This window comes from Streptomyces sp. NPDC041108, from assembly GCF_055592645.1.
In genome coordinates this window covers 100,367-125,760 of record NZ_JBVIYK010000004.1, presented here as the reverse complement: position 1 = coordinate 125,760, position 25,394 = coordinate 100,367, and the positions used below count along the sequence as shown (strand labels likewise).

24 protein-coding genes are annotated in these 25,394 nt (G+C 70.3%); 23 read left to right on the top strand and 1 reads right to left on the bottom strand.

All coding sequences use genetic code 11. The features are described from left to right. Positions 1 to 25: 25 nt before the first annotated feature. The 10 genes from ruvX to nusB all read left to right on the top strand — a co-directional run bounded on the left by ruvX (position 26) and on the right by nusB (position 10,144). The gene (gene ruvX / locus ACZ6BB_RS13685) at positions 26 to 490 is read left to right on the top strand and encodes a Holliday junction resolvase RuvX (RefSeq protein WP_013005023.1); all 465 of its coding nucleotides are present in this window, start codon (positions 26 to 28) and stop codon (positions 488 to 490) included. Between the two features lie 124 nt (positions 491 to 614). Next, positions 615 to 2,426 carry an endolytic transglycosylase MltG gene (mltG, locus tag ACZ6BB_RS13680; RefSeq protein ID WP_471615417.1) on the top strand — a complete coding sequence of 604 codons (1,812 nt, stop codon included), beginning with the start codon at positions 615 to 617 and terminating at the stop codon, positions 2,424 to 2,426. Continuing rightward, positions 2,423 to 3,262 (top strand): shikimate dehydrogenase, encoded by an 840-nt coding sequence (locus tag ACZ6BB_RS13675; RefSeq protein WP_471615416.1) that lies wholly within the window; start codon positions 2,423 to 2,425, stop codon positions 3,260 to 3,262. The genes mltG and ACZ6BB_RS13675 overlap by 4 nt, the downstream gene beginning before the upstream one ends. 225 nt (positions 3,263 to 3,487) lie before the next feature. Continuing rightward, positions 3,488 to 4,672, top strand: a complete 1,185-nt coding sequence (gene aroC / locus ACZ6BB_RS13670; RefSeq protein ID WP_318809572.1) for a chorismate synthase — start codon at positions 3,488 to 3,490, stop codon at positions 4,670 to 4,672. Between the two features lie 32 nt (positions 4,673 to 4,704). Further along, positions 4,705 to 5,187 carry a shikimate kinase gene (locus tag ACZ6BB_RS13665; RefSeq protein WP_471615729.1) on the top strand — a complete coding sequence of 161 codons (483 nt, stop codon included), beginning with the start codon at positions 4,705 to 4,707 and terminating at the stop codon, positions 5,185 to 5,187. Beyond that, a complete protein-coding gene (gene aroB, locus ACZ6BB_RS13660) occupies positions 5,184 to 6,275 on the top strand; it encodes a 3-dehydroquinate synthase (protein ID WP_318809575.1) in 1,092 nt (363 codons plus the stop codon). Before ACZ6BB_RS13665 ends, aroB begins: the two co-directional genes overlap by 4 nt. 177 nt (positions 6,276 to 6,452) lie before the next feature. Beyond that, entirely contained in the window at positions 6,453 to 7,370 is a 918-nt protein-coding gene (locus tag ACZ6BB_RS13655) for an AAA family ATPase (RefSeq protein WP_471615415.1), read from the top strand. A 604-nt stretch (positions 7,371 to 7,974) separates the two neighbouring features. Continuing rightward, positions 7,975 to 9,081 carry a M24 family metallopeptidase gene (locus ACZ6BB_RS13650; protein WP_471615414.1) on the top strand — a complete coding sequence of 369 codons (1,107 nt, stop codon included), beginning with the start codon at positions 7,975 to 7,977 and terminating at the stop codon, positions 9,079 to 9,081. Positions 9,082 to 9,140: 59 nt separating this feature from the next. Then, a complete protein-coding gene (gene efp / locus ACZ6BB_RS13645; protein ID WP_033532566.1) occupies positions 9,141 to 9,707 on the top strand; it encodes an elongation factor P in 567 nt (188 codons plus the stop codon). Between the two features lie 2 nt (positions 9,708 to 9,709). After that, on the top strand, positions 9,710 to 10,144 hold the full coding sequence (gene nusB, locus ACZ6BB_RS13640) for a transcription antitermination factor NusB (RefSeq protein WP_451275595.1): 435 nt from the start codon (positions 9,710 to 9,712) through the stop codon (positions 10,142 to 10,144). A 111-nt stretch (positions 10,145 to 10,255) separates the two neighbouring features. Here the strand turns inward: nusB and bldD are convergent, their stop codons facing one another. After that, positions 10,256 to 10,756, bottom strand: a complete 501-nt coding sequence (bldD, locus tag ACZ6BB_RS13635) for a transcriptional regulator BldD (RefSeq protein WP_005485476.1) — start codon at positions 10,754 to 10,756, stop codon at positions 10,256 to 10,258. Positions 10,757 to 10,975: 219 nt separating this feature from the next. Here bldD and pyrR point away from each other — a divergent pair, with 219 nt between their 5' ends. The 13 genes from pyrR (at position 10,976) to metK (ending at position 25,312) form a co-directional block, all read left to right on the top strand. Further along, positions 10,976 to 11,575, top strand: coding sequence for a bifunctional pyr operon transcriptional regulator/uracil phosphoribosyltransferase PyrR (gene pyrR / locus ACZ6BB_RS13630; RefSeq protein WP_471615413.1), 600 nt, complete (start codon positions 10,976 to 10,978; stop codon positions 11,573 to 11,575). A gap of 89 nt (positions 11,576 to 11,664) precedes the next feature. After that, positions 11,665 to 12,645 carry an aspartate carbamoyltransferase catalytic subunit gene (locus tag ACZ6BB_RS13625; protein ID WP_013005033.1) on the top strand — a complete coding sequence of 327 codons (981 nt, stop codon included), beginning with the start codon at positions 11,665 to 11,667 and terminating at the stop codon, positions 12,643 to 12,645. Positions 12,646 to 12,649: 4 nt separating this feature from the next. Next, positions 12,650 to 13,936 (top strand): dihydroorotase, encoded by a 1,287-nt coding sequence (locus ACZ6BB_RS13620; RefSeq protein WP_471615412.1) that lies wholly within the window; start codon positions 12,650 to 12,652, stop codon positions 13,934 to 13,936. After that, positions 13,933 to 14,499, top strand: a complete 567-nt coding sequence (locus ACZ6BB_RS13615; protein WP_471615411.1) for a PH-like domain-containing protein — start codon at positions 13,933 to 13,935, stop codon at positions 14,497 to 14,499. The genes ACZ6BB_RS13620 and ACZ6BB_RS13615 overlap by 4 nt, the downstream gene beginning before the upstream one ends. Further along, complete coding sequence (gene carA, locus ACZ6BB_RS13610) at positions 14,496 to 15,653, top strand: glutamine-hydrolyzing carbamoyl-phosphate synthase small subunit (RefSeq protein ID WP_471615410.1); 1,158 nt, start codon at positions 14,496 to 14,498, stop codon at positions 15,651 to 15,653. Before ACZ6BB_RS13615 ends, carA begins: the two co-directional genes overlap by 4 nt. Then, the gene (carB, locus tag ACZ6BB_RS13605; protein WP_471615409.1) at positions 15,646 to 18,954 is read left to right on the top strand and encodes a carbamoyl-phosphate synthase large subunit; all 3,309 of its coding nucleotides are present in this window, start codon (positions 15,646 to 15,648) and stop codon (positions 18,952 to 18,954) included. The genes carA and carB overlap by 8 nt, the downstream gene beginning before the upstream one ends. Before the next feature lie 80 nt (positions 18,955 to 19,034). Next, a complete protein-coding gene (locus ACZ6BB_RS13600; RefSeq protein WP_471615408.1) occupies positions 19,035 to 20,141 on the top strand; it encodes a quinone-dependent dihydroorotate dehydrogenase in 1,107 nt (368 codons plus the stop codon). Continuing rightward, positions 20,138 to 20,989 (top strand): orotidine-5'-phosphate decarboxylase, encoded by an 852-nt coding sequence (gene pyrF / locus ACZ6BB_RS13595; protein ID WP_471615407.1) that lies wholly within the window; start codon positions 20,138 to 20,140, stop codon positions 20,987 to 20,989. The genes ACZ6BB_RS13600 and pyrF overlap by 4 nt, the downstream gene beginning before the upstream one ends. A 253-nt stretch (positions 20,990 to 21,242) precedes the next feature. Then, entirely contained in the window at positions 21,243 to 21,566 is a 324-nt protein-coding gene (locus ACZ6BB_RS13590) for an integration host factor (RefSeq protein WP_003977346.1), read from the top strand. Positions 21,567 to 21,626: 60 nt separating this feature from the next. Beyond that, the gene (gene gmk / locus ACZ6BB_RS13585; RefSeq protein WP_471615406.1) at positions 21,627 to 22,220 is read left to right on the top strand and encodes a guanylate kinase; all 594 of its coding nucleotides are present in this window, start codon (positions 21,627 to 21,629) and stop codon (positions 22,218 to 22,220) included. 64 nt (positions 22,221 to 22,284) lie between these two features. After that, the gene (gene rpoZ, locus ACZ6BB_RS13580) at positions 22,285 to 22,554 is read left to right on the top strand and encodes a DNA-directed RNA polymerase subunit omega (RefSeq protein WP_005485492.1); all 270 of its coding nucleotides are present in this window, start codon (positions 22,285 to 22,287) and stop codon (positions 22,552 to 22,554) included. Between the two features lie 106 nt (positions 22,555 to 22,660). After that, positions 22,661 to 23,863, top strand: a complete 1,203-nt coding sequence (gene coaBC / locus ACZ6BB_RS13575; protein WP_471615405.1) for a bifunctional phosphopantothenoylcysteine decarboxylase/phosphopantothenate--cysteine ligase CoaBC — start codon at positions 22,661 to 22,663, stop codon at positions 23,861 to 23,863. Positions 23,864 to 24,103: 240 nt separating this feature from the next. After that, the gene (gene metK / locus ACZ6BB_RS13570; protein WP_471615404.1) at positions 24,104 to 25,312 is read left to right on the top strand and encodes a methionine adenosyltransferase; all 1,209 of its coding nucleotides are present in this window, start codon (positions 24,104 to 24,106) and stop codon (positions 25,310 to 25,312) included. Positions 25,313 to 25,394 lie beyond the last annotated feature (82 nt).

Below are 25,394 nucleotides of genomic sequence, written 5' to 3'. Positions count from 1 at the left end.
CACGAGCGAAGGCGACGGCCCGGCCATGCGCCGTGGCCGTCGGCTCGCGCTCGACGTCGGGGACGCCCGCATCGGGGTCGCCTCCTGCGACCCCGACGGGATCCTCGCCACCCCGGTCGAGACCGTTCCCGGACGCGACGTCCCCGCAGCCCAGCGGCGATTGAGACAACTGGTCGACGAGTACGTACCCATGGAGGTGATCGTCGGACTTCCGCGCTCCCTCAAGGGGGGTGAGGGACCGGCGGCAGTCAAGGTGCGGGGATTCGCCCAGGAACTGGCGCGCATGATCGCGCCGGTTCCGGTCAGACTCCTCGACGAGAGGATGACCACGGTGACGGCCGGTCAAGGACTGCGTGCCTCGGGTGTGAAATCCAAAAAAGGCAGGTCGGTCATCGACCAGGCAGCGGCTGTGATCATCCTGCAACAGGCGTTGGAATCCGAACGGATGTCAGGTAAAGCTCCGGGCGAGGGCGTCGAAGTGGTCATCTGATCGCGATACGGTAACGTTCCGCGCGATGCGGTGGCCTTCGAACAGCCACCGCACAAAAAGAGGCGGGGACGAACGCCGAGTCACAGGCCCCGCGTGACCGCCGCCTCGCGGCTCTAGGGGATCGATGACTGAGTATGGCCGGGGCCCGGGCTCCGAACCGTGGCATCCGGACGACCCGTTGTACGGGGACGCCGGATGGGACGGACAGCAGGCCCAGGGCCAGCAGTCCCCTTACGGCGGCCAGCCGCAGCAGCACTACCCGGAGCAGCAGCAGTACGACAACGGCAACGGCGCCTGGCACAACGGCCATCAGGGCCACCCGGACGCCTACGCCCAGCAGCAGTACCAGCAGGAGTACGGCGATCCCGCGCAGCACTACGCCGGCCAGAACCAGCATCAGCAGCAGTACGCCGGCCAGGGCCAGCAGCAGTACGACCACACGGGTGCCAACGGCTGGAACGACGGAACACACCAGCATGCGCAGGGCCCTTACGTAGCCGACCCGGCCGACCCCTACGGGGCACAGCAGCAGGCGATGGCCTACGGCGACGGCCGGCAGGACTTCTACGGCACGCCCGACGCGTATCCGCCGCCGGAGCCGCCCTCACGCCGCGGCACGGAATCCGCGGCCGCGCCCGCGCCCGTTCCGGAGCCCGCCCCCGAACCCGAGAAGCAGCCGGCCGCCGAGCGGACGGACTGGGATCCCGGGCCGGACCAGGGTGAGCACGCGTTCTTCGCCGGTGGCGGTGACGACGACGATGACGACGAGGCCGAGGGACGGTCGAGCCGGGCGGACCGGAAAGGCCGCGGCGGGAAGTCCGGCAAAGGCGGGAAGTCGGGCAAGGGCGGGAAGAAGCGTCGCAGCGGCTGCGCCTGCCTGGTGGTCGTCATGGTCTTCGGCGGCGGTTTCGCCGGCGTCAGCTACTTCGGTTACCAGTTCTACCAGAGCCGTTTCGGCGAGACTCCCGACTACGAGGGCGACGGTACGAACGAGACCGTCACCATCACGGTCGCCAAGGGTGAATTCGGCTCGGTGATCGGGCAGAAGCTGAAGGCGGCCGGGGTCGTCAAGAGCGTGGACGCTTTCACGGCCGCTCTGGCGAAGCTTCCCGAGAAGGACCAGATCCAGGCGGGCGTCTATCTCCTCAAGAAGGAGATGTCGGCCCAGAAGGCCATCGCTCTGATGCTCGATCCGAAGAGCCAGAGCAATTTCACTGTCGCCGAAGGCGAGCGGAACAACGATATCTACGTCAAGATCGACAAGGAATTGGGTCTTGACAGGGGTACGACTCGGGATGTCGCCGAGAAGAAGTGGGAGAGCCTCGGCCTTCCCGAGTGGGCGAACGACAACAAGGACATCAAGGATCCGCTGGAAGGATTCCTCTACCCGTCCACCTATCCGGTCGCCAAGGGCATGAAGCCTGAAGCCGTCCTGAAGGAAATGGTCGACCTCGCCAAGGCGAAGTACGAGGCGTACGACCTGGAGGGCAAGGCCGATGGTCTGAAGCTGGAGAACCCCCTCCAGGTGCTCACGGTGGCGAGCCTCGTGCAGGCGGAAGGGTTCAGCAAGAAGGACTTCGAGAAGGTCGCGAGGGTCGTCTACAACCGGCTCGGCAAGAACAACACCGAGACCTACGGACTGCTCGACTTCGACTCCACGGTGAATTACCTGCGCGGCGAGTCCAAGCTGGCCACGGGATCGGTGAACTCGCTCCGGCAGATCAACGATCCGTACAACACCTACAAGATCAAGGGCCTGCCGCCCGGCCCGATCGACAACCCCGGTGACGTGGCCATCAAGGCGGCGCTCAAGCCCGCCAAGGGCAACTGGTACTACTTCGTGTCGATCAGCAAGGACGAGACGCTGTTCGCCGTGACCAACGAAGAGCACAACAGGAACCGCGCGAAGTACGAGAAAGCCCAGAACGGACAATGAGCCGCACCGCCACCAAGTCCCGGGCCGCCGTGCTCGGTTCGCCGATCGCCCACTCGCTGTCCCCGGTGCTGCACCGGGCCGCGTACGCCGAACTCGGGCTCACCGACTGGACGTACGACCGTTTCGAGGTCGACGAGGAGGCGCTGCCCGGCTTCGTCGAGCAACTCGGGCCGCAGTGGGCCGGGCTGTCGCTGACGATGCCGTTGAAGCGGGCGGTCATTCCGCTGCTGGACGAGATCAGCGAGACGGCGGCCTCCGTCGAGACCGTCAACACGCTGGTGTTCGAGGAGGACGGGCGGCGGGTCGGCGACAACACCGACATCCCCGGGATGGTCGCCGCCCTGCGCGAGCGGGGCATCGAGCAGGTGGAGTCGGCGGCCGTTCTCGGCGCGGGAGCGACCGCCTCCTCCGCCCTCGCCGCGCTCGCCCGGATCTGCACCGGTGAGGTCGTGGCGTACGTCCGCAGCGAGGCCCGGGCCGCCGAGATGCGGCAGTGGGGCGAGCGGCTGGAGGTCGAGGTGCGTACGGCGGACTGGGCGGACGCCGAACGCGCGCTCAGCGCCCCCCTCGTCATCGCCACGACCCCGGCCGGGGCGACGGACGCGCTGTCCGGTGCGGTGCCGGAGATGCCGACGACCTTGTTCGACGTCCTGTACCACCCCTGGCCCACGGAGCTGGCCGCGCGGTGGTCCGCGTACGGCGGGGCGGTGGTCGGCGGACTCGATCTGCTGGTGCACCAGGCCGTGCTGCAGGTCGAGCAGATGACCGGGTGCAAGACGGCTCCCGTGAGCGCGATGAGGCGGGCGGGGGAGCGGGCGCTGGCCGAGCGCGGCTGAGCGTTCCGGGCGGGCGCAGGCGGGCCGGTCCGAGGGGGCCGGCCGGTGGCGAGGAACCGCCGTTCGCGCCGTCCGCCTGATGGACCTGCGACCAGGGCCCCGCCCCGGACGTGGGAGGATCGGAGGTGGCGGGCCGGGGCCGCGCACCCGGCAGCCGTCGCCGTACGCGAGGACGCGCGTACACGCAGGCAGGATCCAGTACCGGACGCGAGCATAGGAGCACCGTTGAGCAGGTTGCGCTGGCTGACCGCGGGGGAGTCCCACGGTCCCGCACTCGTCGCGACGCTGGAGGGTCTTCCCGCCGGCGTGCCGATCACCACTGAGCTGGTGGCGGACCACCTGGCCCGGCGACGCCTGGGCTATGGGCGCGGTGCGCGGATGAAGTTCGAGCGCGACGAGGTCACCTTCCTCGGCGGTGTGCGGCACGGTCTGTCCATGGGCTCGCCGGTGGCGATCATGGTGGGCAACACCGAGTGGCCGAAGTGGGAGCAGGTCATGTCGGCCGACCCGGTCGACCCGGAGATCCTCGCCGGCCTCGCCCGTAACGCCCCGCTGACCCGGCCCCGCCCGGGACACGCCGACCTGGCGGGCATGCAGAAGTACGGCTTCGACGAGGCCCGGCCGATCCTGGAGCGGGCCTCCGCCCGGGAGACCGCCGCCCGGGTCGCCCTCGGAGCGGTCGCCCGGTCGTACCTGAAGGAGACGACCGGCATCGAGATCGTCAGCCACGTGGTGGAGCTGGCGGCCGCGAAGGCCCCGCAGGGCGTCTACCCGACACCCGCCGACGTGGAGAAGCTGGACGCGGACCCCGTGCGCTGCCTGGACGCGGACGCGTCGAAGGCGATGGTCGCGGAGATCGACCAGGCCCACAAGGACGGCGACACCCTCGGCGGCGTCGTCGAGATCCTGGCGTACGGCGTGCCCGTGGGCCTCGGCTCGCACGTCCACTGGGACCGCAAGCTGGACGCCCGCCTCGCAGGCGCGCTGATGGGCATCCAGGCGATCAAGGGCGTGGAGATCGGTGACGGCTTCGAGCTGGCGCGGGTGCCGGGCTCCAAGGCGCACGACGAGATCGTGAACACCCCCGAGGGCATCCGGCGCGTCTCCGGCCGTTCCGGTGGCACCGAGGGCGGCCTCACCACCGGTGAGCTGCTGCGGGTCCGGGCGGCGATGAAGCCGATCGCGACCGTGCCGCGCGCCCTGCAGACCGTGGACGTCACCACCGGTGAGGCCACGCAGGCCCACCACCAGCGCTCCGACGTCTCCGCCGTGCCGGCGGCCGGCATCGTCGCCGAGGCGATGGTGGCCCTGGTGCTGGCGGACGCGGTGGCCGAGAAGTTCGGCGGCGACAACGTCACCGAGACCGCCCGCAACGTCCGTTCCTACCTCGACCACCTCGCGATCCGGTGAGCCCGGTGCCTCTGGTCGTCCTCGTCGGCCCCATGGGTGTCGGCAAGTCCACCGTCGGACAGTTGCTCGCCGAGCGGCTCGGTGTCGCCTACCGCGACACCGACGACGACATCGTGGCCGAGCAGGGCCGCGAGATCGCGGAGATCTTCGTCGACGAGGGCGAGGCCGCCTTCCGCGCCATCGAGAAGGAGGCCGTGCGCGCCGCGCTGGCCGGACACGACGGCGTCCTCGCCCTCGGTGGCGGCGCGATCCTCGACGCCGACACACGCGCCCTGCTCGCCGGGCAGCGGGTCGTCTACCTCTCCATGGACGTCGAGGAGGCGGTCAAGCGCACCGGTCTCAACGCCGCCCGCCCGCTGCTGGCCGTCAACCCCCGCAAGCAGTGGCGGGAGTTGATGGACGCCCGGCGGTATCTGTACGAGGAAGTCGCCACGGCCGTCGTCGCCACCGACGGCCGGACGCCCGAGGAAGTCACCCGAGCGGCGCTGGACGCACTGGAGTTGAAGGAAGCATGAGCGAGACAGTGACCCGTATCCAGGTCGGCGGTACGGCGGGCACCGAGCCGTACGAGGTCCTGGTGGGGCGTCAACTCCTCGGTGAGCTGGGCGGGTTGATCGGCAACCGGGCCAAGCGGGTGGCCGTGATCCACCCAGAGGCGCTGGAGGGCACGGGGGAGGCCCTGCGGGCCGATCTGGCCGGGCAGGGCTTCGAGGCCGTGGCCATCCAGGTGCCGAACGCGGAGGAGGCCAAGACCGCCGAGGTCGCCGCGTACTGCTGGAAGGCGCTGGGGCAGTCCGGGTTCACCCGCACCGATGTGATCGTCGGCGTCGGCGGCGGAGCCACCACCGACCTCGCCGGGTTCGTCGCGGCGACCTGGCTGCGCGGGGTCCGCTGGATCGCCATCCCCACCACCGTCCTGGCCATGGTGGACGCGGCCGTAGGCGGCAAGACCGGCATCAACACCGCCGAGGGCAAGAACCTGGTCGGCTCCTTCCACCCGCCGGCCGGTGTCCTGTGCGACCTGGCCGCGCTGGACTCGCTGCCGGTCAACGACTACGTCTCCGGGCTCGCCGAGATCATCAAGGCCGGGTTCATCGCGGACCCGGTGATCCTGGACCTGGTCGAGTCCGACCCGCAGGCGGCCCGCACGCCGGCCGGGCCGCACACCTCGGAGCTGATCGAGCGATCGATCCGGGTCAAGGCCGAGGTCGTCTCGGGCGACCTGAAGGAATCCGGTCGCCGCGAGATCCTCAACTACGGTCACACGCTGGCGCATGCGATCGAGAAGAACGAGCGCTACCAGTGGCGGCACGGCGCGGCCGTGTCCGTGGGCATGCACTTCGCGGCCGAACTGGGCCGACTCGCGGGCCGGTTGGACGACGCGACCGCCGACCGCCACCGCACGGTCCTCGAAGCGGTCGGTCTGCCGCTGCACTACCGCTACGACCAGTGGCCGAAGCTCCTGGAGACCATGAAGGTCGACAAGAAGTCGCGGGGGGACCTGCTGCGCTTCATCGTCCTGGACGGCCTGGCCAAGCCCACCGTCCTGGAAGGACCCGACCCGGCGATCCTCCTCGCCGCCTACGGCGAAGTGGGCCAGTAACGCCCACTCGGGCAGCTCTTGCCCGATTCGCCTTGTGTCCCTTGCCACTTGGGCACTTCGGGCTGTCCCCGGCCGTTCACCAAACGACGGCCGGGGACGGTACCGTTCGGTAGGGGTGGGGTCGACAGGCCCCGCCCGCCAGTGTCGATGTGACTGTACGAGACGGAGTGGCACCGGATGCAGGACGCAGTGGGAGCTCCGCTGCCGCCGCCCCACCGGCCGGGGCAGGACCCGGCGGCCCCGTGGCCGCCGACCGCGAACCAGCAGGGACACCCGGCCCCCCATCACCCGGGAGCGCCCGGCACGCACCCGCCCGGGCACCCGATGCCCCCGGGCGGTCACCCGGGCCCCGTGCCACCACCCCCACCCGCGCCCATGGCCCCGCCACCGGCCGCACCCCCCGGACCCGCCGCCCCGCCCGCACCGGGCTTCACCGGCAGCCCCGGCGTCCCGCGTGACACCACCGGACACGTGCCACTGCCGCCCGGCGGCCCGGTCACCATGCCGCCGGCCGCCACCGGCGCGCCCGATGTCACCAGCACCACGCTCGCGGTCCTGCTCATCGGCCCCGCCGGAGCCGGCAAGACCAGCGTCGCCAAGTACTGGGCGGACCACCGCCGGGTGCCCACCGCGCACATCAGCCTGGACGACGTACGCGAGTGGGTGCGCTCGGGCTTCGCGGACCCCCAGTCCGGCTGGAACGACAACTCCGAGGCGCAGTACCGCCTCGCCCGCCGCACCTGCGGCTTCTCCGCCCGGAACTTCCTGGCCAACGGGATCTCCTGCATCCTCGACGACGCGGTCTTCCCCGACCGCCCGGTCGTCGGCCTCGGCGGCTGGAAGCGGCACGTCGGCCCCGGGCTGCTGCCCGTCGTCCTCCTGCCGGGCCTGGAGATTGTCCTGGAACGCAACGCCGAGCGCTCGGGAAACCGCCGCCTCACCGACGAGGAGGTCGCCCGCATCCACGGCCGAATGGCGGGCTGGTACGGCTCGGGCCTCCCGATCATCGACAACTCCCAGCTCGACGTCCCGGCCACGGCCCGTGTCCTGGACGAGGTCCTGGCCAGATCGATAGCGAGCCCACCGAAGTGGTAGCCGACTGAGCGACGGCGCACGGCACCCCCGAAACCCACCGGGGCGGACCCGCCCCACCAGGGGCGCGGGGAACTGCGCGACAGGCTCCACCGGCTCGAGCCGGCCCTTCAGGGGCGCGGGGAACTGCGCGAACGCCCCCACCGGCCTGCAGCCGCCTGTCGACCCCTTCGGCCCGAGCCGACCCTTCAGGGGCGCGGGGAACTGCGCGAACGACCCCCACCGGCCCGCGGCCGACACACTGCCGCACCTGGCCCCCTCATCTGGCGCCCCCGTCCCCCGCTCATCCGCACGGCCACTAGCCGAGGTGGTGGCCGACCGAGCGACGGCGCACGGCACCCTCGAAACCCGCCAGGGCGGACCCGCCCCACCAGGGGCGCGGGGAACTGCGCGAACGCCCCCCACCGGCCCCCAGCCGCCTGTCGACCCCTTCGGCCCGAGCCGACCCTTCAGGGGCGCGGGGAACTGCGCGAACAACCCCCACCGACTCGCGGACGGCACACAACCTCCCCCCGCACCCACGAACCCCGGCCCCGCCCCGCCCCCCGTGCCCCCACTCGGCCCCGCCCGACCGGCGCCCGCCCAGCGGAGCTCATACGCTCGGCACATGTCTGAGGTCTACGCGGCCCGCAGAGCCCGGCTGAGAGAACGCTGCCAGGCCGGCGGCAGCCCCACCGCACTCGTGACCCGCCCGGCCAACGTGCGCTACCTCGCGGGAGCGGCACCGCGGGGCGCGGTGCTGCTGCTCGGGAGGAGCGAGGACGTCCTCCTCTGCGAGGCACCGCCGAGCGGGCAGATCGGCGAGGGCCGGCCCGACGACGCCGTACGCGTGCAGGTGCTGCCGCGGCCCGGCGGCGATCCGGCGGTCGCGGCCGCCGACCTGGCCACCGCCCTGGGCGCCGACTGCCTGGCCGTGGAGGAACACCACCTCACCATGGCCCGGCACAGAGCCATCCGCTCCGTCGCGCCCCGGCTGCGGCTCGCCGACCTCGGCGGCGCGGTGGAGCAGCTGAGAGTGATCAAGGACGAGGAGGAGATCTCCTGTCTGCGCATCGGCGCGGAGATCGCCGACCAGGCACTGGGCGAACTGCTCGAATCGATCCTCGTCGGCCGCACCGAGCGTCATCTCGCCCTGGAACTGGAGCGCCGTCTGGTCGACCACGGCGCCGACGGTCCGGCCTTCGCCACCTCCGTCGCCGCCGGCCCGAACTCCGGCCGACCCGGTCACCGCCCCACCGACCGCCGGGTCGAGGAGGGCGACTTCCTCTCCGTCTGTCTCGGGGCGACCTACCGCGGCTACCGCTGCGAGATCGGCCGTACGTTCGTGATCGGCACCTCTCCGGCCGACTGGCAGATCGAGCTGTACGACCTGGTCTTCGCAGCCCAGCGCGCCGGACGAGAAGCCCTGATGCCCGGTGCGGCCTACCGCGCCGTGGACCGCGCGGCCCGCCAGGTCCTGGACTCCGCGGGGTACGGAGAAGGGCTGCCGGTGATGACGGGGCACGGGGTCGGACTCGAAATCGACGAGGACCCGCAGTTGGCCCCCGCGGCCATGGGTAAACTGGACGCTTGCGTGCCGGTCACCGTCGAACCGGGGGTCCACCTCCCGGGACGGGGCGGAGTCCGGATCGATGACACGCTCGTCGTACGCCCCGAGGCGGACGGCGGACCCGAGCTACTCACCATCACGACCAAGGAGCTGCTCGCGCTCTAGCTCATCGGCTGCGCGCGTGGCCCGGGGTCGTCCACGTCAGTCCAGGAGATTCCGCAACCGTGGCTTCCACGAACGACCTCAAGAACGGCCTGGTGCTCAAGCTCGAAGGCGGCCAGCTCTGGTCCGTCGTCGAGTTCCAGCACGTCAAGCCCGGCAAGGGCCCGGCCTTCGTGCGCACCAAGCTCAAGAACGTGCTCTCCGGCAAGGTCGTCGACAAGACGTTCAACGCCGGCGTCAAGGTCGAGACGGCCACTGTCGACAAGCGCGACATGCAGTTCTCCTACATGGACGGCGAGTACTTCGTCTTCATGGACATGGAGACCTACGACCAGCTCATGGTCGACCGCAAGGCCGTCGGCGACGCCGCCAACTTCCTGATCGAGGGCTTCACCGCCACCGTCGCGCAGCACGAGGGCGAGGTGCTCTTCGTCGAGCTGCCGGCCGCCGTCGAGCTCGTGATCCAGGAGACCGAGCCGGGCGTCCAGGGCGACCGCTCCACCGGTGGCACCAAGCCCGCCACCCTGGAGACCGGTCACCAGATCCAGGTGCCGCTCTTCATCACCACCGGCGAGAAGATCAAGGTCGACACCCGCACCAGCGACTACCTCGGCCGGGTGAACAGCTAACCGTGGCTGCCCGTAACACGGCCCGCAAGCGTGCCTTCCAGATCCTCTTCGAGGGCGACCAGCGCGGGGTCGACGTCCTGACCGTCCTCGCGGACTGGATCCGGCACGCCCACAGCGACACCCGGCAGCCTCCGGTCAGCGAGTACACCATGCAGCTGGTCGAGGGGTACTCGGAGCACGCCAAGCGGATCGACGAATTGATCGCGCAGTACTCGGTGGGGTGGACGCTCGACCGGATGCCGGTCGTGGACCGCAACATCCTGCGGCTCGGGGCGTACGAGCTGATCTGGGTCGACGCGACCCCGGACGCGGTGGTGCTCGACGAGATGGTGCAGCTGGCGAAGGAGTTCTCCACGGACGACTCGCCGTCCTTCGTGAACGGTCTGCTCGGCCGGCTGAAGGACCTCAAGCCCTCGCTCCGCCGGGAAGCCGAGTAGGCAGGCGAACAGGCAGGAAGAGCGGGGAGAGCGAAAAGCCGCCGGGGTGGCCCGAACCAACTGGTTCGAGCCACCCCGGCGGCACGTTTCTGCTGGGATCCGCCCGAAGTGTCAGGCGTCCTCGTGGGTGACCGCGCGGCGCGCGTCCGCGTCCAGGACGCCCCAGCTGATCAGCTGCTCGGTGAGGACCGAGGGGGACTGGTCGTAGATCACGGCGAGTGTGCGCAGGTCGTCCTGGCGGATCGAGAGCACCTTGCCGTTGTAGTCGCCGCGCTGGGACTGGATCGTGGCCGCGTAACGCTGCAGCGGGCCCGCCTTCTCGGCCGGCACGTGGGCCAGGCGCTCAAGGTCCAGCACGAGCTTCGGCGGCGGCTCGGCGGCGCCGCCCGGGGTCGTACCGGGAAGCAGTTCCTGCACGGGAACCCCGTAGAAGTCCGCCAGCTCCGCGAGGCGCTGCACGGTGACGGCGCGGTCGCCGCGCTCGTACGAACCGACCACGACCGCCTTCCAGCGTCCCTGGGACTTCTCCTCGACACCGTGGAGGGAAAGGCCCTGCTGGGTGCGGATGGCCCGGAGCTTGGCCCCGAGCTGTTTGGCGTATTCGCTGGACATATAGCTCCCCGGACGAAGGCTGGTGACTCACTGTGAGGTTACGCAGCGTGACTCTGCCCCGTCAAGCCGAATGGTCCGTACCGACTCTTCCGTGGTAACCGAGATCCATTGGGCCAGGGGGGTGATCTGGGGCGTTGCCGGGGCCTGCTACCGTGGATGGCGCAATTCCGACGTCCTTTAAGATCCGTCCCGTGAGGCGGAGAAGGAGGTCCGTTTCATATGGACACGCAAGAAACTCCGCAAGGAGACCCGCACCAGGATGCGCAGGCGTCCGATGCCAGGCCCGTGCTCGAAGGCCCCGACATCGCGCGCGTACTGACCCGCATCGCCCACGAGATCGTCGAACGCGCCAAGGGCGCCGACGACGTGGTGCTCCTCGGCATTCCGACCCGGGGCGTCTTCCTCGCCCAGCGGCTCGCCGCCAAGCTGGAGGAGATCACCGGCCGCAAGATCCCGGTCGGTTCGCTCGACATCACCATGTACCGCGACGACCTGCGCATGCACCCGCCGCGTGCGCTGGCCCGCACCGAGATCCCCGGTGACGGCATCGACGGCCGGCTGGTCGTCCTCGTCGACGACGTGCTCTTCTCCGGCCGCACGATCCGCGCGGCACTCGACGCGCTGAACGACATCGGCCGTCCGCGCGCCGTCCAGCTCGCGGTCCTCGTCGACCGCGGCCACCGCGAACTGCCCATCCGTGCCGACTACGTCGGCAAGAACCTCCCCACGTCGCTGCGGGAGACGGTCAAGGTCCAGCTCGCCGAGGAAGACGGTCGGGACACCGTCCTGCTCGGTGCGAAGCGGACCGCCCAGCAGTAGCACGCGCGCGTGCGGCCCTGTGCCGTACGTCCATTCGTGATGCCCATGCCTGCCCGGAATCTCCCGAACCGCCTTACGGAGCCTGAAAGATGCAGCGTCATCTCATCTCGGCCGCCGACCTCACCCGCGACGACGCCGTCCTGATCCTCGACACCGCCGAGGAGATGGCCCGGGTCGCGGACCGGCCGATCAAGAAACTGCCGACCCTGCGCGGCCGCACGATCGTCAACCTCTTCTTCGAGGACTCCACCCGCACCCGGATCTCCTTCGAGGCCGCCGAGAAGCGCCTGTCCGCGGACGTCATCAACTTCACCGCCAAGGGATCGAGCGTGTCGAAGGGCGAGTCCCTCAAGGACACCGCCCAGACCCTCGAAGCCATGGGCGTCGACGCCGTCGTCATCCGGCACGGCGCCTCGGGGGCCCCGTACCGCCTGGCGACCTCCGGCTGGATCGACGCCGCCGTGATCAACGCGGGCGACGGCACCCACCAGCACCCCACCCAGGCCCTGCTGGACGCGTTCACCATGCGCCGCCGCCTCGTCGGCCGGGACGCCGGACTCGGCCAGGACCTCTCCGGCAAGCGCATCACGCTCGTCGGCGACGTCCTGCACAGCCGCGTCGCACGGTCCAACGTCGACCTGCTGCACACCCTCGGCGCCCAGGTCACCCTCGTCGCCCCGCCCACCCTGGTGCCGGTCGGTGTCCACACCTGGCCCTGCGAGGTCAGCTACGACCTGGACAGCACGCTCGCCAAGTCCGACGCGGTGATGATGCTGCGCGTGCAGCGGGAGCGGATGAACGCGGCGTTCTTCCCCACCGAGCGCGAGTACTCCCGGCGCTACGGCCTCGACGGCGACCGCATGGCGCGGATGCCCGAGCACGCCATCGTGATGCACCCCGGCCCGATGGTCCGCGGCATGGAGATCACCGCCGAGGTCGCCGACTCCGACCGCTGCACCGTCGTCGAGCAGGTCGCCAACGGCGTCTCCATCCGGATGGCCGTGCTGTACCTGCTCCTCGGCGGCAACGAGCCCGCCGTCACCCACACCCGCACCACCGAGGAGAAGTAAGACCATGAGCAAGATCCTGATCCGTGGTGCGAAGGTGCTGGGCGGCGAGCCGCAGGACGTGCTGATCGACGGCGAGACCATCGCCGAGGTGGGAGCCGGTCTGTCCGCCGAGGACGCCCAGGTCGTCGAGGCCGAGGGCAAGGTGCTCCTGCCGGGCCTGGTCGACCTGCACACCCATCTGCGCGAGCCCGGCCGTGAGGACTCCGAGACCGTGCTCACCGGCACGCGCGCGGCGGCCTCCGGCGGCTACACGGCCGTCTTCGCCATGGCCAACACCTTCCCCGTCGCCGACACCGCCGGTGTGGTCGAGCAGGTCTACCGGCTCGGCCAGGAACACGGCTACTGCGACGTCCAGCCCATCGGCGCCGTCACCGTCGGCCTGGAGGGCAGGAAGCTCGCCGAGCTGGGCGCGATGCACGAGTCGGCCGCCGGGGTCACCGTCTTCTCGGACGACGGCAAGTGCGTCGACGACGCGGTGATCATGCGCCGGGCCCTGGAGTACGTGAAGGCGTTCGGCGGGGTCGTCGCCCAGCACGCGCAGGAGCCCCGGCTGACCGAGGGCGCCCAGATGAACGAGGGCGTCGTCTCCGCCGAGCTGGGCCTCGGCGGCTGGCCCGCGGTGGCCGAAGAATCGATCATCGCCCGGGATGTCCTGCTCGCCGAGCACGTCGGCTCCCGCGTCCACATCTGCCACCTGTCGACCGCCGGGTCCGTCGAGATCGTCCGCTGGGCCAAGTCCCGCGGCATCGACGTCACCGCCGAGGTCACCCCGCACCACCTCCTCCTCACCGACGAGCTGGTGCGCTCCTACAACCCGGTCTACAAGGTCAACCCGCCGCTGCGCACCGAGCGCGACGTGCTGGCCCTGCGTGAGGCGCTCGCCGACGGCACGATCGACATCGTCGCCACCGACCACGCCCCGCACCCCCACGAGGACAAGGACTGCGAGTGGGCCGCGGCGGCCATGGGCATGGTCGGCCTGGAGACCGCGCTGTCCGTGGTCCAGGAGACGATGGTCGCCACCGGTCTGCTCGACTGGGCGGGCGTCGCGGACCGTATGTCGGTCAAGCCCGCGAAGATCGGGCAGGCCGCCGGTCACGGACGTCCCGTCTCGGCAGGTGAGCCCGCCAACCTCACGCTCGTCGACACGGCATACCGTGGGTCGGTGGATCCCGCGGGCTTCGCCTCGCGCAGCCGCAACACCCCCTACGAGGGCCGCGAGCTGCCGGGCCGTGTCACGCACACATGGCTGCGGGGCAAGGCCACGCTCGTCGACGGGAAGCTCACGTGACACCTGTAATTCTGCTGGCCGCCGAGAAGGAATCGGCTGAGGTCACCGACTGGGCCGCGCGCATCGGCTGGGTCGTCGGACTCGCCCTGTTCGTCGCGCTCGTCTACTGGCTGATGCGCGAGGGGTGGAGGTGGCGCGGCACGCTCCAGGGCGATCTGCCGGAGCTGCTCACCGCGCCGGACGAGCAGGGCGAGGCCAGACTGAGCATGAGCGGCCGGTACCACGGCTCCACCACCGCAGGGCAGTGGCTCGACCGCATCGTGGCGCACGGCCTGGGCGCCCGCAGCCGGGTCGAGCTGACGCTGACGGACGCCGGCCTGGACGTCGTACGCCCCGGAGCGAGCGACTTCTTCGTGCCGGTCGGTGCCCTGCGCGAGGCCCGGCTCGACAAGGGCATCGCCGGCAAGGTCCTCACCGAGGGCGGGCTGCTGGTGGTCACCTGGGAGCACGGCGGCAAGCTGCTCGACTCCGGGTTCCGCTCCGACCGCGCGGCCGAGCACAACGAGTGGGTCCAGGCCCTGAACCAGATGATCAACAAGACGGAAACGGAAGGCGCACGATGACGACCTCCACCCAGGGGAACGCCTCGCAGAGGAAAGGGGCGCTTCCCGCCGTACTCGTCCTGGAGGACGGCCGGATCTTCCGCGGCCGTGCCTACGGGGCCGTGGGGGTGACCTTCGGCGAGGCCGTGTTCTCCACCGGGATGACCGGCTACCAGGAGACCCTCACGGACCCGTCGTACCACCGCCAGGTCGTCGTCATGACCGCCCCGCACGTCGGCAACACCGGCGTCAACGACGAGGACCCCGAGTCGAAGAAGATCTGGGTCTCCGGCTACGTCGTCCGCGACCCCGCGCGCGTGCCCTCCAACTGGCGCTCCCGGCGCTCCCTGGACGACGAACTGCGCGCCCAGGGCGTCGTCGGCATCTCCGGCATCGACACCCGGGCCCTCACCCGCCACCTCCGTGAGCGCGGCGCCATGCGCGTCGGCATCTTCTCCGGCAACGCGCTGCCCGACGAGGGAGTCATGCTCACCGAGGTCCGTGAGGCACCCGAGATGAAGGGCGCGAACCTCTCCGCGGAGGTCGCCACCAAGGAGACGTACGTCGTCCCGGCGATCGGCACCAAGAAGTTCACCGTCGCCGCCGTCGACCTCGGCATCAAGGGCATGACCCCGCACCGCATGGCCGAGCGCGGCATCGAGGTGCACGTCCTGCCCGCCACGGCGACCGCCGAGGACGTGTACGCCGTCGATCCCGACGGCGTGTTCTTCTCCAACGGCCCCGGCGACCCGGCCACCGCCGACCACCCGGTCTCCGTCATGCGGGCGGTCCTGGAGCGCGGCACCCCGCTCTTCGGCATCTGCTTCGGCAACCAGATCCTCGGCCGCGCGCTCGGCTTCGGCACCTACAAGCTGAAGTACGGCCACCGCGGCATCAACCAGCCGGTGCAGGACCGAACGACCGGCAAGGTCGAGGTCACCGCGCACAACCACGGCTTCGCCGTCGACGCCCCGCTCGACCAGGTCTCCGAGACCCCCTTCGGCCGCGCCGAGGTATCCCACGTGTGCCTCAACGACAACGTGGTGGAGGGGCTCCAGCTCCTCGACCGCCCGGCCTTCAGCGTCCAGTACCACCCCGAAGCGGCAGCGGGCCCGCACGACGCCGCCTACCTGTTCGACCGCTTCGTATCCCTGATGGAGGGCCAGCGTGCCTAAGCGCACCGATATCCAGTCCGTCCTGGTCATCGGCTCCGGCCCGATCGTCATCGGCCAGGCCGCCGAGTTCGACTACTCCGGCACCCAGGCGTGCCGCGTGCTCAAGGCCGAGGGCCTGCGCGTCGTCCTGGTCAACTCCAACCCGGCGACGATCATGACCGACCCGGAGATCGCCGACGCCACCTACGTCGAGCCGATCACCCCGGAGTTCGTCGAGAAGATCATCGCCAAGGAGCGTCCCGACGCCCTCCTGCCCACCCTCGGCGGCCAGACGGCCCTCAACACGGCCATCTCGCTGCACGAGGCCGGGACGCTGGAGAAGTACGGCGTCGAACTGATCGGCGCCAACGTCGAGGCCATCAACAAGGGCGAGGACCGCGACCTCTTCAAGGACGTCGTCGAGGCCGTACGCGCCAAGATCGGTCACGGCGAGTCCGCCCGCTCGGTCATCTGCCACTCCATGGACGACGTGCTGGGGGGCGTCGAGACGCTCGGCGGCTACCCGGTCGTCGTCCGCCCCTCCTTCACCATGGGCGGCGCCGGATCCGGCTTCGCGCACGACGAGGAGGAGCTGCGCCGCATCGCCGGCCAGGGCCTCACCCTCTCGCCGACCACCGAGGTGCTCCTGGAGGAGTCCATCCTCGGCTGGAAGGAGTACGAGCTGGAGCTGATGCGCGACAAGAACGACAACGTCGTGGTCGTCTGCTCCATCGAGAACTTCGACCCCATGGGCGTGCACACCGGCGACTCGATCACGGTCGCGCCCGCGATGACCCTGACCGACCGCGAGTACCAGGTGTTGCGTGACGTCGGCATCGCGATCATCCGCGAGGTCGGCGTCGACACCGGCGGCTGCAACATCCAGTTCGCGGTGAACCCCGAGGACGGCCGGGTCATCGTCATCGAGATGAACCCGCGCGTGTCGCGGTCCTCGGCCCTCGCCTCCAAGGCGACCGGTTTCCCGATCGCCAAGATCGCCGCGAAGCTCGCCGTCGGGTACACGCTGGACGAGATCCCGAACGACATCACCGAGCAGACCCCGGCCTCCTTCGAGCCGACGCTCGACTACGTCGTCGTCAAGGCCCCGCGATTCGCCTTCGAGAAGTTCCCCTCCGCCGACTCCTCCCTGACCACGACCATGAAGTCGGTCGGCGAGGCCATGGCGATCGGCCGCAACTTCACCGAGGCGCTGCAGAAGGCGCTGCGGTCGCTGGAGAAGAAGGGCAGCCAGTTCACCTTCGTCGGCGAGACCGGCGACAAGGCGCTCCTCCTCGAAGAGGCCGTCCGGCCGACCGACGGCCGGATCAACACCGTCATGCAGGCCATCCGCGCGGGCGCCACGCCCGAGGAGGTCTTCGAGGCCACGAAGATCGACCCGTGGTTCGTCGACCAGCTCTTCCTGATCAAGGAGATCGCCGACGAGCTGGCCGAGGCCGACAAGCTCGACCCGGACCTTCTGGCGGAGGCCAAGCGGCACGGTTTCTCCGACCAGCAGATCGCCGAGATCCGCGGGCTGCGCGAGGACGTCGTGCGCGAGGTGCGGCACGCGCTGGGCGTGCGCCCGGTCTACAAGACGGTCGACACGTGCGCCGCCGAGTTCGCCGCCAAGACCCCGTACTTCTACTCCTCGTACGACGAGGAGACCGAGGTCGCCCCGCGCGAGAAGCCGGCCGTGATCATCCTCGGCTCGGGCCCGAACCGCATCGGCCAGGGCATCGAGTTCGACTACTCCTGCGTCCACGCCTCCTTCGCGCTGAGCGACGCGGGCTACGAGACCGTGATGGTCAACTGCAACCCGGAGACCGTCTCCACGGACTACGACACCTCCGACCGCCTGTACTTCGAGCCGCTGACGCTGGAGGACGTGCTGGAGATCGTGCACGCCGAGTCGCTGGCAGGTCCGATCGCCGGCGTCGTCGTCCAGCTGGGCGGGCAGACGCCGCTGGGTCTGGCGCAGGCGCTCAAGGACAACGGCGTACCGATCGTGGGCACCTCTCCCGAGGCCATCCACGCCGCCGAGGACCGCGGCGCCTTCGGCCAGGTGCTCGCCGAGGCCGGCCTGCCCGCGCCGAAGCACGGCACGGCCACCACCTTCACCGGCGCCAAGGCCATCGCCGACGAGATCGGCTACCCGGTCCTCGTCCGCCCGTCCTACGTGCTCGGCGGACGCGGCATGGAGATCGTGTACGACGAGGCCCGCCTGGAGGCGTACATCGCCGAGTCGACCGAGATCAGCCCCTCCCGGCCGGTCCTGGTCGACCGCTTCCTCGACGACGCGATCGAGATCGACGTCGACGCGCTGTACGACGGCCACGAGCTGTACCTCGGCGGCGTGATGGAGCACATCGAGGAGGCCGGCATCCACTCCGGCGACTCGGCGTGCGCCCTGCCCCCGATCACCCTCGGCGGCTTCGACATCAAGCGCCTGCGGGCCTCCACCGAGGCCATCGCCAAGGGCGTCGGCGTGCGCGGTCTGATCAACATCCAGTTCGCGATGGCCGGGGACATCCTCTACGTCCTCGAAGCCAACCCGCGCGCCTCCCGCACGGTCCCCTTCACCTCGAAGGCGACCGCGGTGCCGCTGGCCAAGGCGGCCGCCCGGATCTCGCTGGGCGCGACCATCGCCGAGTTGCGGGCGGAGGGACTGCTTCCGGCCAACGGCGACGGCGGCGAGCTGCCGCTCGACGCGCCGATCTCCGTCAAGGAGGCCGTCATGCCGTGGTCGCGCTTCCGTGACATCCACGGGCGCGGAGTCGACACCATCCTCGGCCCGGAGATGCGCTCCACCGGCGAGGTCATGGGCATCGACTCGGTCTTCGGCACGGCGTACGCCAAGTCGCAGGCCGGCGCGTACGGGCCGCTGCCCACCAAGGGCCGCGCGTTCATCTCGGTCGCCAACCGCGACAAGCGTTCGATGATCTTCCCGGCGCGCGAGCTGGTCGCCCACGGCTTCGAACTGCTCGCCACGTCCGGCACGGCCGAGGTGCTCAGGCGCAACGGCATCAACGCCACCGTCGTGCGCAAGCAGTCCGAGGGCACCGGCCCGAACGGCGAGAAGACGATCGTCCAGCTCATCCACGACGGCGAGGTCGACCTCATCGTCAACACCCCGTACGGCACCGGCGGCCGCCTCGACGGCTACGACATCCGTACGGCGGCCGTGGCCCGGTCCGTACCCTGCCTGACGACCGTCCAGGCGCTCGCCGCGGCCGTCCAGGGCATCGACGCGCTCAACCACGGCGACGTGGGCGTGCGCTCGCTCCAGGAACACGCCGAACACCTGATCGCGGCCCGCGACTAGCAGCCCTGAGGGGGACACCGGAAACGGTGTCCCCCTCTTCGTGAGACCTCTTCGTGAGGCGCTCCTTCGAGGACATGAACATGTACAAGCTTTTCTTCCGTCTGGTCTTCACACGGATGGACCCGGAGGCGGCCCATCACCTGGCCTTCCGCTGGATCCGTCTCGCCGTCCGCGTCCCCGTCCTGCGTACCTTCGTCGCCGCCGCGCTCGCGCCGCGCTACCGGGAACTGCGCACCGAGGCATTCGGACTGCGCATGCACGGCCCGTTCGGGCTCGCCGCCGGCTTCGACAAGAACGCCGTCGCGATCGACGGGATGTCGATGCTCGGCTTCGACCACGTCGAGATCGGCACGGTGACGGGCGAGGCGCAGTCCGGCAACCCCAAGAAGCGGCTGTTCCGCCTGGTCGCCGACCGCGCCCTGATCAACCGCATGGGCTTCAACAACGAGGGCTCGCTCGCCGTCGCCGCGCGCCTGGCCTCCCGTACGCCCGTGTTCAGGACGGTCGTGGGCGTCAACATCGGCAAGACCAAGGTCGTCCCGGAGGAGGAGGCCGCGGAGGACTACGTGAAGTCCACCGAGCGCCTCGCGCCCCACGCCGACTACCTCGTCGTCAACGTCTCCTCGCCCAACACGCCCGGCCTGCGCAACCTCCAGGCCACCGAGGCGCTGCGGCCCCTGCTCACCGCCGTGCGCGAGGCCGCCGACCGCACGGTCCGCACCCGTCGCGTCCCGCTGCTGGTGAAGATCGCGCCGGACCTCGCCGACGAGGACGTCGACGCCGTCGCCGACCTTGCCGTGGAACTCGGCCTGGACGGAATCATCGCCACGAACACCACCATCGCGCGCGAGGGCCTCGGGCTCACCTCCGAGCCCTCCCTGGTGAAGGAGGCCGGCGGTCTCTCCGGCGCGCCCGTCAAGGCCCGCTCCCTCGCGGTCCTGCGCCGCCTCTACGCGCGCGTGGGCGACCGGATCACCCTGGTGGGCGTCGGCGGCGTCGAGAACGCCGAGGACGCCTGGCAGCGCATCCTGGCGGGCGCCACGCTGGTCCAGGGCTACAGCGCCTTCGTCTACGAGGGCCCCCTCTGGGCCCGCGCCGTCCACAAGGGCCTGGCCGCCCGCCTGCGGACCAGCCCGTACGCCACTCTCGCCGACGCGGTCGGCGCCGACGTGAGGAAGACCGTATGACCGAGCCCTTCGGCGCACGGCTGCGCCGGTCCATGGACGAGCGCGGGCCGCTCTGCGTGGGCATCGACCCGCACGCCTCCCTGCTCGCCGACTGGGGCCTGAACGACGACATCGCGGGCCTGGAGCGCTTCAGCCGCACGGTCGTCGAGGCGCTGGCGGACCGGGTGGCCGTCCTCAAGCCGCAGAGCGCGTTCTTCGAACGCTTCGGGTCCCGGGGCGTCGCCGTGCTGGAGAGGTCCGTCCAGGAGGCACGGGCCGCCGGCGCGCTGGTCGTCATGGACGCCAAGCGCGGCGACATCGGCTCCACCATGGCCGCGTACGCCGAGACCTTCCTGCACAAGGACGCGCCCCTGTTCTCGGACGCGCTGACGGTCTCGCCGTACCTGGGCTACGGCTCCCTGAAACCCGCCGTGGCCCTGGCGCGCGAGAACGGGGCCGGACTGTTCGTGCTGGCGCTCACCTCGAACCCGGAGGGCGGCGAGGTCCAGCACGCGGTGCGCGGCGACGGACGGAACGTCGGCGCGACCATGCTGGCGCATCTGGCGGCCGAGAACGCGGGCGAGGCGCCGCTGGGCTCCTTCGGCGCCGTCGTCGGCGCCACGCTCGGTGACCTCTCGTCCTACGACCTGAACATCGGCGGTCCCCTCCTGGCACCCGGGATCGGGGCCCAGGGAGCCACTCCGGCCGATCTTCCGGCGGTCTTCGGGAGCGCCGTGCGTCAGGTCGTCCCGAACGTCAGCCGGGGTGTCCTTCGTCACGGTCCCGCAATCGTCGCTCTGCGTGACGCCTCGGATCGTTTCGCGGACGAGATCCGCACCGCGACGACCGCCGCCCGAGACCTCCGATGAGTGCCCGGAGGCGGTTCCCGGACGACTTGAGTCTGAATACATTCTCAAATCCGGGGCATTATGCGGCTTATATCCGACTCCATGGAGGCTGACCAGGACTTTTCCGCTGTTCTCGCTGACTCCGGCGGACTTGGCCGCTAGTCTCCGATCAGGGTCGACGGGCAAGCGTGTTGCTCGTGGCACCCCAGGTGAGGGGCGACTAGGTTCCTCACCGGTCCGTATCCGACAGTTCGACATCCGAGGTGACGTAGGCGTGGCTCTTCCGCCCCTTACCCCTGAACAGCGCGCAGCCGCGCTCGAAAAGGCCGCCGCGGCTCGCCGGGAGCGGGCCGAGGTCAAGAATCGACTCAAGCACTCCGGCGCCTCCCTGCACGAGGTCATCAAGCAGGGCCAGGAGAACGACGTCATCGGCAAGATGAAGGTCTCCGCCCTGCTCGAGTCCCTGCCGGGCGTGGGCAAGGTCCGCGCCAAGCAGATCATGGAGCGACTGGGTATCTCCGAGAGCCGTCGTGTACGCGGCCTCGGTTCCAACCAGATCGCCTCCCTGGAGCGTGAGTTCGGCAGCACCGGTTCCTGATCCCGGGCACTGACGGGCAGGGAGTCCCGGGCACTCCGGGATTGCTGGAATAATCGCTGCATGGCTGCAACATTCCGGGGGACGACCCCCGAGCCCCCGGACGTACGTCCGCGGCTGACCGTGCTCTCCGGCCCCTCCGGGGTCGGCAAGAGCACGGTCGTCGCCCATATGCGCAAGGCGCACCCCGAGGTCTGGCTCTCGGTGTCGGCGACGACCCGCAAGCCGCGCCCCGGTGAACAGAACGGAGTCCACTACTTCTTCGTCACCGACGAGGAGATGGACAAGCTGATCGCCAACGGCGAACTGCTGGAGTGGGCCGAGTTCGCCGGCAACCGCTACGGCACCCCCCGGGCCGCCGTGCTCGAACGCCTGGAGCGGGGCGAGCCCGTCCTGCTGGAGATCGACCTCCAGGGCGCGCGGCAGGTCCGCGAGACCATGCCGGACGCCCAGCTGGTGTTCCTGGCTCCCCCTTCCTGGGATGAGCTGGTGCGCCGGCTCACCGGGCGGGGCACCGAACCGCCCGAGGTGATCGAACGCCGCCTGGAGGCGGCCAAGATCGAGCTGGCGGCCGAGCCGGAGTTCGACGTCACCCTGGTCAACACCTCCGTCGAGGACGTGGCCCGCGAGCTGCTAGCCTTGATGGATGTTGTGTGATCACGGGTTCTGTCCGTTTTCTGTGATCACGACCGATCTTTTCCCATCCATCGGAAGGTAGAGCGTGTCCTCTTCCATCTCCGCGCCCGAGGGCATCATCAACCCGCCGATCGACGAGCTCCTCGAGGCAACCGACTCGAAGTACAGCCTCGTGATCTACGCGGCCAAGCGTGCTCGCCAGATCAACGCGTACTACTCGCAGCTCGGCGAGGGTCTCCTCGAGTACGTCGGTCCTCTCGTCGACACTCACGTGCACGAGAAGCCGCTCTCGATCGCCCTGCGCGAGATCAACGCGGGTCTGCTGACGTCCGAGGCCGTCGAGGGCCCCGCGTAAGTCGTATCAGCAGATCGCGGTAGGTTTTTCCACAGGCCCGGCAGTGCGACTGTCGGGCCTGTGGTGTGTCATGGAGCGCGTACACATCCGAGTGCGGGGAGGCACGGTGGGCAAGCCGAAGGTCGTTCTGGGGGTCAGCGGTGGGATCGCCGCCTACAAGGCGTGCGAGCTGCTGCGCCGGCTGACCGAGTCCGGGCATGACGTCCGGGTCGTGCCGACCGACTCCGCGCTGCACTTCGTGGGCGCCGCCACCTGGTCCGCGCTCTCCGGCAACCCGGTCTCCACCGAGGTCTGGGAGAGCGTCCACGAGGTGCCGCACGTCCGCATCGGCCAGGCCGCCGACCTGGTGGTCGTCGCCCCGGCGACCGCCGACATGCTGGCCAAGGCCGCCCACGGCCTCGCCGACGACCTCCTCACCAACACCCTGCTCACCGCCCGTTGCCCCGTCGTCTTCGCCCCCGCCATGCACACCGAGATGTGGGAACACCCGGCCACCCAGGAGAACGTGGCGACGCTGCGCCGCCGGGGCGCTCTCGTCATCGACCCCGCCGTGGGCCGGCTGACCGGCGCCGACACCGGCAAGGGCCGGCTCCCGGACCCCGGGGAGATCTTCGAGGTCTGCCGCCGGGTGCTGGCCAGGGGCGTCACCGAGCCGGACCTCGTCGGCCGGCACGTCGTCGTCACCGCGGGCGGCACCCGCGAGCCCCTCGACCCGGTCCGCTTCCTCGGCAACCGCTCCTCCGGCAAACAGGGCTACGCCCTGGCCCGTACGGCCGCCGCGCGGGGCGCCCGCGTCACCCTCATCGAGGCCAACACCGGACTGCCGGACCCCGCGGGCGTGGACGTCGTACGGATCGGCACGGCCGTCCAGCTGCGCGAGGCGGTGCTCAAGGCGGCACCGGACGCCGACGTCGTGGTGATGGCGGCGGCGGTCGCCGACTTCCGCCCCGACACCTACGCGGCCGGGAAGATCAAGAAGAAGGACGGCCAGGAGCCCGCGCCCATCGTCCTGGTGCGTAATCCGGACATCCTCGCGGAGATCTCGGCGGACCGCCCCCGCCCCGGCCAGGTGGTCGTCGGCTTCGCCGCGGAGACCGACGACGTCCTCGCCAACGGCCGCGCCAAGCTGGCACGCAAGGGGTGCGACCTGCTGGTGGTGAACGAGGTGGGGGAGCGCAAGACCTTCGGCTCCGAGGAGAACGAGGCCGTGGTGCTGGGAGCCGACGGCAGTGAGACCCCGGTGCCGTACGGCCCGAAGGAGGCCCTGGCCGAAACGGTGTGGGACCTGGTCGCGGAGCGCCTCGACTGACAGTGCCATTCGCGTCACGTCGCACTCGAACCTCGCACATTGGGGCGTGGCGACCCTGGCGGACAGCTACGGGCATTGGGCAGAATGCACGTGCCGCAGGTCACAAGGCTCCCGAGAGGCGAGACAGGTGGGCCGGTGGCCGAGCCCGACCGATAAACTGTTCTCGGACGACGCCGGGCGCAGCCCCCGAGCACGTCCGCCAATGATCAGCCAGCAGCCGCTGCAACCCCAGGGAGCGTTGTGTCCCGTCGTCTGTTCACCTCGGAGTCAGTGACCGAGGGTCACCCCGACAAGATCGCTGACCAGATCAGCGATGCCATTCTCGATGCGCTGCTGCGTGAGGACCCCACGTCCCGTGTAGCGGTGGAGACGCTCATCACGACCGGCCTGGTGCACGTGGCCGGCGAGGTCACGACCAAGGCGTACGCGCCGATCGCCCAGCTGGTGCGCGACACCATCCTGGACATCGGCTACGACTCGTCGAAGAAGGGCTTCGACGGCGCCTCCTGCGGTGTGTCGGTGTCGATCGGAGCGCAGTCCCCGGACATCGCGCAGGGTGTGGACACGGCGTACGAGTCGCGTGTCGAGGGCGATGAGGACGAGCTGGACAAGCAGGGTGCGGGCGACCAGGGCCTGATGTTCGGCTACGCGTCGGACGAGACGCCGACGCTGATGCCGCTGCCGATCTTCCTGGCGCACCGACTGTCGAAGCGCCTGTCCGACGTCCGCAAGAACGGCACGATCCCCTACCTCCGTCCCGACGGAAAGACCCAGGTCACCATCGAGTACGACGGTGACAAGGCGGTCCGCCTGGACACGGTCGTCGTCTCCTCGCAGCACGCGAGCGACATCGACCTGGAGTCGCTGCTGGCCCCCGACATCCGCGAGTTCGTGGTGGAGCCGGAGCTGAAGGCCCTGCTGGACGACGGCATCAAGCTGGAGACCGAGGGCTACCGCCTGCTGGTGAACCCGACCGGCCGCTTCGAGATCGGCGGCCCGATGGGCGACGCCGGCCTCACCGGCCGCAAGATCATCATCGACACCTACGGCGGCATGGCCCGCCACGGTGGCGGCGCCTTCTCCGGCAAGGACCCGTCCAAGGTCGACCGCTCCGCCGCGTACGCGATGCGCTGGGTCGCCAAGAACGTCGTCGCGGCGGGCCTCGCCTCCCGCTGCGAGGTCCAGGTGGCGTACGCCATCGGCAAGGCCGAGCCCGTCGGTCTCTTCGTCGAGACCTTCGGCACCGCCAAGGTCGACACCGACCGGATCGAGAAGGCCATCGACGAGGTCTTCGACCTCCGCCCGGCCGCCATCATCCGCGACCTCGACCTGCTGCGCCCGATCTACGGTCAGACCGCCGCGTACGGCCACTTCGGCCGTGAGCTGCCCGAGTTCACCTGGGAGCGCACGGACCGGGTCGAGGCGCTGCGCACGGCCGCGGGACTGTAGGTCTCACGGTTCCTCCGCATCCCGGCGAGGCCCGGTGTCCCTTCGGGGACGCCGGGCCTCGCCGTGTGCGATCGCGCTTCGA

Coding starts and splice junctions, on each gene's coding strand:
- ACZ6BB_RS13655 (WP_471615415.1), top strand. CDS start 6,453: ATGCAGGACGCAGTGGGAGCTCCGCTGCCGCCGCCCCACCGGCCGGGG.
- carA (WP_471615410.1), top strand. CDS start 14,496: ATGACGACCTCCACCCAGGGGAACGCCTCGCAGAGGAAAGGGGCGCTT.
- pyrR (WP_471615413.1), top strand. CDS start 10,976: ATGGACACGCAAGAAACTCCGCAAGGAGACCCGCACCAGGATGCGCAG.
- bldD (WP_005485476.1), bottom strand. CDS start 10,756: ATGTCCAGCGAATACGCCAAACAGCTCGGGGCCAAGCTCCGGGCCATC.
- ACZ6BB_RS13675 (WP_471615416.1), top strand. CDS start 2,423: ATGAGCCGCACCGCCACCAAGTCCCGGGCCGCCGTGCTCGGTTCGCCG.
- pyrF (WP_471615407.1), top strand. CDS start 20,138: ATGACCGAGCCCTTCGGCGCACGGCTGCGCCGGTCCATGGACGAGCGC.
- ruvX (WP_013005023.1), top strand. CDS start 26: ATGCGCCGTGGCCGTCGGCTCGCGCTCGACGTCGGGGACGCCCGCATC.
- ACZ6BB_RS13600 (WP_471615408.1), top strand. CDS start 19,035: ATGTACAAGCTTTTCTTCCGTCTGGTCTTCACACGGATGGACCCGGAG.
- ACZ6BB_RS13665 (WP_471615729.1), top strand. CDS start 4,705: ATGGGTGTCGGCAAGTCCACCGTCGGACAGTTGCTCGCCGAGCGGCTC.
- gmk (WP_471615406.1), top strand. CDS start 21,627: ATGGCTGCAACATTCCGGGGGACGACCCCCGAGCCCCCGGACGTACGT.
- ACZ6BB_RS13625 (WP_013005033.1), top strand. CDS start 11,665: ATGCAGCGTCATCTCATCTCGGCCGCCGACCTCACCCGCGACGACGCC.
- mltG (WP_471615417.1), top strand. CDS start 615: ATGACTGAGTATGGCCGGGGCCCGGGCTCCGAACCGTGGCATCCGGAC.
- ACZ6BB_RS13650 (WP_471615414.1), top strand. CDS start 7,975: ATGTCTGAGGTCTACGCGGCCCGCAGAGCCCGGCTGAGAGAACGCTGC.
- ACZ6BB_RS13620 (WP_471615412.1), top strand. CDS start 12,650: ATGAGCAAGATCCTGATCCGTGGTGCGAAGGTGCTGGGCGGCGAGCCG.
- aroB (WP_318809575.1), top strand. CDS start 5,184: ATGAGCGAGACAGTGACCCGTATCCAGGTCGGCGGTACGGCGGGCACC.